Annotated in this window: 11 protein-coding genes; 8 read left to right on the forward strand and 3 right to left on the reverse strand. The window is 65.1% G+C overall.

Going from position 1 to position 6383, the window contains the following annotated elements; genetic code table 11:
* Positions 1–2: 2 nt before the first annotated feature.
* The 3 genes from L6Q96_21010 to L6Q96_21020 form a co-directional block, all read right to left on the reverse strand.
* Complete coding sequence (locus tag L6Q96_21010; protein MCK6557031.1) at positions 3–590, reverse strand: DUF3024 domain-containing protein; 588 nt, start codon at positions 588–590, stop codon at positions 3–5.
* A gap of 106 nt (positions 591–696) precedes the next feature.
* Positions 697–1905 carry a rhomboid family intramembrane serine protease gene (locus L6Q96_21015; GenBank protein MCK6557032.1) on the reverse strand — a complete coding sequence of 403 codons (1209 nt, stop codon included), beginning with the start codon at positions 1903–1905 and terminating at the stop codon, positions 697–699.
* A gap of 199 nt (positions 1906–2104) precedes the next feature.
* Entirely contained in the window at positions 2105–2935 is an 831-nt protein-coding gene (locus tag L6Q96_21020) for an enoyl-CoA hydratase (protein MCK6557033.1), read from the reverse strand.
* A 374-nt stretch (positions 2936–3309) separates the two neighbouring features.
* Here L6Q96_21020 and L6Q96_21025 point away from each other — a divergent pair, with 374 nt between their 5' ends.
* From L6Q96_21025 to L6Q96_21060, 8 genes are all read left to right on the forward strand, one after another.
* Positions 3310–3465: a hypothetical protein gene (locus tag L6Q96_21025; protein MCK6557034.1), complete on the forward strand. Its 156-nt coding sequence runs from the start codon at positions 3310–3312 to the stop codon at positions 3463–3465.
* 310 nt (positions 3466–3775) lie between these two features.
* Positions 3776–4015, forward strand: a complete 240-nt coding sequence (locus L6Q96_21030; GenBank protein ID MCK6557035.1) for an addiction module protein — start codon at positions 3776–3778, stop codon at positions 4013–4015.
* A 47-nt stretch (positions 4016–4062) separates the two neighbouring features.
* Positions 4063–4425 carry a type II toxin-antitoxin system RelE/ParE family toxin gene (locus L6Q96_21035; GenBank protein ID MCK6557036.1) on the forward strand — a complete coding sequence of 121 codons (363 nt, stop codon included), beginning with the start codon at positions 4063–4065 and terminating at the stop codon, positions 4423–4425.
* Positions 4426–4545: 120 nt separating this feature from the next.
* Positions 4546–5034 carry a hypothetical protein gene (locus tag L6Q96_21040; protein MCK6557037.1) on the forward strand — a complete coding sequence of 163 codons (489 nt, stop codon included), beginning with the start codon at positions 4546–4548 and terminating at the stop codon, positions 5032–5034.
* Between the two features lie 102 nt (positions 5035–5136).
* A complete protein-coding gene (locus L6Q96_21045; GenBank protein ID MCK6557038.1) occupies positions 5137–5454 on the forward strand; it encodes a type II toxin-antitoxin system RelE/ParE family toxin in 318 nt (105 codons plus the stop codon).
* The gene (locus L6Q96_21050; protein ID MCK6557039.1) at positions 5451–5813 is read left to right on the forward strand and encodes a helix-turn-helix domain-containing protein; all 363 of its coding nucleotides are present in this window, start codon (positions 5451–5453) and stop codon (positions 5811–5813) included. Before L6Q96_21045 ends, L6Q96_21050 begins: the two co-directional genes overlap by 4 nt.
* A 68-nt stretch (positions 5814–5881) precedes the next feature.
* Positions 5882–6079: a hypothetical protein gene (locus tag L6Q96_21055; protein MCK6557040.1), complete on the forward strand. Its 198-nt coding sequence runs from the start codon at positions 5882–5884 to the stop codon at positions 6077–6079.
* Positions 6076–6383: IS5/IS1182 family transposase (locus L6Q96_21060; GenBank protein ID MCK6557041.1), on the forward strand; the 308-nt coding region annotated here is incomplete at its 3' end. The genes L6Q96_21055 and L6Q96_21060, both read left to right, overlap by 4 nt.

Below are 6383 nucleotides of genomic sequence, written 5' to 3' on the forward strand. Positions count from 1 at the left end.
GATCAGCCGAAAAAGCAGCCCCAGCGATCGTCGCTGATTTCCCGGGCGCAGTCCGCCAGGCCGCCCACAAATGGCCGGGCGTCTTCCCCCTCGTATGCGACCCAGCGCCCGGTGGTGTGCCGCCAGTAAAGTTGCAACGTTCCCCTGCGCGCCCGAAGCTGGGCCACCGGCAAGGCTATCGGCCGTCCGTTCCAAGTGCTGCGGTAGCGATGAATGACCGTCATCACCCCGGTACGCGCACGCCGTACCTCGATCGCGTCCGCTCCCGGTAATCGCGCGTGCAGAACACGGCGTATCAACGACGCGGCGAAGTCGACCACCTCGGCCCGTACCCTGCCCGCCGCTCGGCGCTTCCGGATGACCGTCAGGCGAGGCGGCGGGAAAGATATCAGCGCACCGCCGGACCCCCCTGCGGGCGGTCCCGACTTTTCCGGCGTCTGTCGCACGGTCGGCTCCCACTTCGACGTTCCACGTTCCGTATCGGCACCCTCCCTCAGTCGGAGCGCAATCTTGCCCTGCACTCCCACCGACAGCGCGGCAGTGTACTCAAAAGGAATACCGCTGTCACCAGTGCCCCCGCCGCGTTTCACTGGCTAGACAGGGGTTCTGTCTGACCTCCACTGGTACGCGGTCGTTGGACTCCGGTGCTGCGTCCGGCACTTGGACGATTGTGTGCGTGATGGATGCGGTGGCCGACTAGATCCGTAGACGGCGTCCCGGGTGATTGCGCAGCGGGAACTTCTGCAAGGCGGCGATCCGGTCGAGCGCCGCCCGGGCCTGTGCCGCGACATGCGGCGTTGGATCGAGATCCAGGGCGTCGACGAAATGCTGATACGCCGGTGTCGGCTCGCCCAGGTCCTCAAGCTGAACCAGTCCCGCACCGAGATGGGCCGCGGCAGCGTCAGGGCCGAGCCGCTTGTCGCTCGCCGCTCGCTGGTACACCGTGAGGGCGGCCTTGGCATGGCCGTGCTCGCGCAGCCACGCGGCCAGGGCGAGCAGATCGGCCGCTGCGAGGGCACGCCGGGCGACCGGCTGGGGCAGGGAAAAGTAGAGTTCGGCGGCGTCGGCGAAGTGGCCGGCGGCGACGAGATCGGCAAGTGCCGCGGGTGCCGCGGCTGGCGGGCCGGCCGAGGCGCCGGCATGGCGGTACTCGCTCGGGGTGGCCTCGATCGCGCGCCGATCCATGAACCACGTCGCGGCGAATCCGGCTATGAAGCCGCCGATGTGCGCGCCGTAAGCAACTCCCCCACCCTCGGTCGTTGGCGCTGCGAGAAAGGGGAGAAGATTGTCGAGCAGCAGGTACATTCCCAACACCAGACGGGCCGGCACGAGGAATACGTTGACGAAGAACGGAATCAGGACGAGCAGGCGGACCTGATTGTGCGGAAACCACCGGAAGTAGAACCCGAGGACTCCCGAGATCGCGCCCGACGCGCCAATCAACGGAATCGGCGACTCGGGACTGAAGACTGCGTGAAAGAGTGTCGCCACGATTCCGGTGCCGAGGTAACCGAGCAGGAAGCGAAAGGAACCGAGACGATGCTCGACGTTGTCGCCGTAGATCCAGAGAAACAGCATGTTTCCGAACAGGTGCATGAGGTTGGCGTGCAGGAAGAGCGAGATGAAGAGCCCGCTCAGCGACGGGGCCGCCGGCCGGAACGCGTGCCGAAACACGAAAAGATCGTAGTTGGTGACCTGCGCGATTAGTTCGCGCACGGGAGTGTTCGGCGGTGCGTTTGCGGCAACGATCCGCAGATACTCCGGCAACAGCGGATCGGCGAGATCCACCGGGGTCCCGAGCGGCACGGTCAGCAACAGATATAGGGCGACGTTCAGGCCGACGATCGCGTAAGTGAAGAACGGCAGTCCACGCGGATTCGGCGAGTCGCCAATCGGAAAGATCACCGTAGGGCTCTTACCACACCCGGGCGCCGAGAACAGGCGCGTGCCTTCCACCAGGCCGGAGCCGGGGGTTGTGAAGCCTGTCCTCAGCCGCGGCGACGCCCGCCCGCCTGCGCGTGTGGACCGTCTCGGCCGCGGTCATGTCGAGGCACAAATGCGAGGCCCGCAAAGCACAGCGCCGCCACCGCTCGACTCCCGGTTTTCACTTTCCCGCAAATCGCGGCGGCCGTCGTTCGAGAAACGAGGCGATGCCTTCGCGGAAGTCGTCGGTGCCGAAACTGGCAACCATCTCCTCGTCGGCCGCCGTGATGGCCGTGGCAAGATCGGCAGACAGGTCGGTGTAGATCTGCCGCTTCATGATGCGCACCGAGCGTGGCGAAGCGAACGTGGCGATCTCCGCGGCGACCTCGTGCGTCACCCGCAGCAGGTCGTCGTGCGGTACGACGCGGTTGACGAGTCCCATGCGCAGCGCCTCGGCGGCGTCGACGAGGCGGCCGCTGAACAGCAGGTCGCAGGCGTTGGCCATCCCCACCAGCCGCGGCAACATCCACGACAGACCGTGCTCGGCAACGAGGCCGCGGCGCGCGAAGATGGTCGAGAAGCGAGCGCGATCCGAGGCGATGCGCAGGTCGTAGTAAAGCATGTATGACAGCCCCAGCCCGACGGCGGCGCCGTTGACCGCGGCGATCACCGGCTTCGAGAGCCCGAGCGGATAACTGTACGGGCCGCGAAAGGCCTCCGGAGTGGTCGCGTCTGCCGGCGACGGCAACTGCGCGTCCCCGAGCGCCCCCTCGGCATCGAGCGTACCGCCCTGCAACCCCTGCAGCATGTCCATGTCGGCCCCGGCACAGTACCCCTTGCCGGCACCGGTCACGATCATCACGCGCACCCCGGGGTCGCGGTCGGCGCTGCAAAGGGCGTGCTGGACTTCGAAGTTCATTCGCGACGTCCAAGCGTTCAGCTTCTGCGGCCGGTTGAGCGTCACCGTCGCGATCCGGTCGGCGACGTCGTAGAGGATTTGTTCGTAGTGCATGGGAGTCCTTTCCGCCCCGCGCCGCCGAGGGGCCGCGTCAAGCGGGTACCGCGGATGCGGCGCTGGCGCAACCTGGAGGGCGGGACGAGGATTCCGCCCCGATCTGGCAGCCGGCCACGTGCCTGAAAAGGGGGACAGGAGCCCTTTCGGAATGGCCCTGTCCCTCCTTCGTCTGAACCGTGACTTGGCGGCGGTGCGCTAGATCGAATATGCTCCCTACGGCGAGATCGTGCGTCTGCTCGGCTTTCGCGCCCTGGCCGCCGGTTGGTCGACGTGGCGGCAGCGCGTTCGCCCCGACTCACGGCGCCGTGGCATCGACTTCCTCGTCGAGTACTTGAGCCGGCACCACCCCGAGTTGCTCTAAACCACAGGTCATGCACGAGGCAGACTTCTACTTCGACATCCTGTATCCGTTGCAGGACCGTGTCATCAGCGGTATTGGCGATCTGCGCACAGGGTTCTATCTCGCCGGGGGAACCGCCGCGTCGACAGTGCCGAGAACCTGCTGGCCAACAAACTCACAGCGCTGATCGATCGCGCCGAGCCCAAAGACCTGGCTGATGTGTGGGGATTCTGCTGCCGCATGGATCTGTCGATCGGGCGAGAGTTGGAGGATAAGGTGTTCACCCGCCGGCGCACGCGGGCCAACACGGCGTGAGGCAACGGTGGGATCCGGCGAAAAACCTTGACGCCGTTGCGGAGTCGGAAGTGGAAGGACGCGAAGCAGGGGGTGCGTTGACCCGCGAAGCCCGGCGGGGGTTGGGGATTTCATTGATACGCCCGATTCGAAGTTAGCGGCCCTCGCGAGTGGCGTGCTACCCTAGTTCTAGGGAGGACGAGATGGCACGTTCCATAGCTGAGATCGAAGGCGATGCCCTTGAGCTGCCCGCGGAAGACCGGGCGCGACTCGCCGTGCGTCTACTTGCAAGCCTCGAAGAGACGGTCGAATCGCCCGAGGAGATCGAGAAGCTCTGGATCGTCGAGGCCGAGCGGCGCTTTCGAGAGCTACGAGATGGCGTCGTCCAGGGGATTCCCGCGCGGCAGGTCTTTGCGGAGATACGAGCGAAGCGAACGTCGTGAAGGAGGTAATCTTCCACCCGGAGGCTCGGGCGGAAACGGATGGCTCGGTGGATTTCTACGAAGCCCAGCTGGACGGCCTGGGTCTGCGGTTTCTGTCAGCCGTGGAGGAGGCAACCGAGCGAATTTCCGCCAGCCCCGATGCCGGTGCGCCTCTGGAGGGAGGATATCGCAAGCGGGTCGTTCCAGGCTTCCCGTACAACATCATCTATCGCGTGTGGGAAGGTTACGCTTATGTGGTCGCCGTCGCCCACCAGCACCGCCGCCCGGGCTACTGGCATGAGCGCAGCGACCGCCGCCAACCCGGCGATGGAGCCGACCGGCTTGAGGGTCTCTGCTCGGCGCGAGCGACAGTGCGCCGGCGGCTCATCGCCAAACCGTTCGGCGGGCTGATGATGGTTGGCGATGCTTGAGGGGGAAAGGCAACGTCTGAGAACGAGCGATTGCGGGAATTCGGGTCTTCATGCCGGCTGCGCAGCGCCCGACGGCACTTTGCCAACAAGCGAGGAACAGCGATGAAACGGACTGGGAAGTTGATCGGACGACTCGGGGCGGCAGCGCTCTACTGCCTGGTCAGCTCGCGGGCCTTCGCCGGCATCGCCGACAGCCCACTGCCGGTGCTCGATCCGGGAAAGAAGACGCACCACGTCTACTCCGTTGCCGGCCTGATCAGTCAAGGGGGGCTGGGAACGTTCTTCTCGTGCACGTCGACCGATACAGCAACCATGCGCGTCGGTGTCGAGGTGTTCTATGCGCCTGGCGGAGCAGCGGGCAACGATCCGGTTGCAACCTCACTGAGCATCGCTCCCGGTGCCAGTGTGATCTTCGGAACTCAAACTGCTGTCGGGATTGTCGTCTACTCGGACCTCGCTGCAGGGGCGTTGAGCCAAGGTTCTGCACGGATCCTGTCCACCTCAACGAAGCTGATCTGCACCGCGTACATTGCGGACCGTCTCAATTCACCGCCCGCGGCTGGCTGGCAGCTCAACGTCATCAAGAAGAAGGCGCAAAAGGGCGATTGAGGCCATTTGTCAGCGTGGGGGAGAAGTGGGTGTCGCTGCGCCGCGGCGGTTCTGCGGTCTGAGCCATTGACGTATCTGCGCCATTGACGTAGCCACCTGGCCGTGGTTATTCTCGAAACGCATGCGTTTACGGCCGCAATCCTCGAACTGCTATCGGATGAGGAATACCGGCTGCTTCAGGCCGCGCTCGTTGCTCGTCCCGATGCGGGGCGCCTTATCCGGGGTACTGGAGGACTGCGGAAGGTCCGCTGGGCGGCAAAAGGACACGGCAAGCGGGGTGGTGTCCGCGTCATCTATTACTGTCACGTTGCGGGGGACCGGCTGCTGATGCTCTTGGCATATGCAAAGAGCCAGCAGGGTGATCTGACGCCGCGCCAGCGCGCCATCCTGCGCAAGATCGTCGAGACGGAGTACCCATGAAAGAAGAACTGTTTCACGAATTGCTGGAGAGCGTGCGAGAGGGCGGCGCGATCTTGCGGGGCGAGAGGAAGCCGTCGCGAGCCTTTGAGTACGCGGAGGAGAATGTGCGCTCGGTCCGCGAGCGTTACGGCCTCAGCCAAGCGAAGTTCGCCGCCCTGATGGGCATCAGCGTGGCGACGCTGCGGAACTGGGAACAGGGTCGCAGGCAGCCGGAAGGAAGCGCTCGCGTGCTGCTCCGTGTCGTCGCGCGGCACCCGAGCGCGGTGCTCGATGTCGTCGGGACATCGGCCCGCGGGCCGAGCAAGCGGCTGCAGGCGACGGCGGCGAGAGCCTCCAGCTTGGGGCGCCGCCGCGCCTGAGAAGGTGTGAAAAAATCGAAACGCTCTAGTACTAGCGATATCGCTATGCTACGAAATCCCCCGCTACCATGGGCTACGTCAGCCGAGTGCAGGTTATTCAGCGCGGGGACAAGAACCGGCAGTACTACCTGATCTGCCCTGCCCCGTTGGCGGCGGCGCTGGAGTTGGAGAAGGGCGAGGAGATCGAGTGGGTGGTGGAGGATAAACACACGCTGATCATCCGTCGCCCCAGTGGCGAGTCACGACGCGCACGGAGGAAGGGATGAGTGGCAGCGAGGGGGTGTGCGAGGGAAGTCCGCGGTTGAAACCGATCAACCGCCGCCAGCTGTTGCTGCGACCGGTGGACGTGGAGAGGTTGATCGAGGAAGACCACCCTGCCCGAGCGATTTGGGAGTTGGTCGGGCGCTTGGATCTGCGCCGGTACTACGAGGGGATTAAGGTGATGGAGGGGGAAGCGGGGCGCTCGGCAACCGATCCACGGTTGCTGATCAGCGTGTGGGTGTACGCCTACAGCTGCGGGGTGAGCTCGGCACGCGAGATTTCCCGGCTGTGCGAGTACGAGCCTGGATT

It is taken from the genome of Candidatus Binatia bacterium, from assembly GCA_023150935.1.
In the GTDB taxonomy this organism is placed as follows: Bacteria; Desulfobacterota; Binatia; order HRBIN30; family HRBIN30; genus JAKLJW01.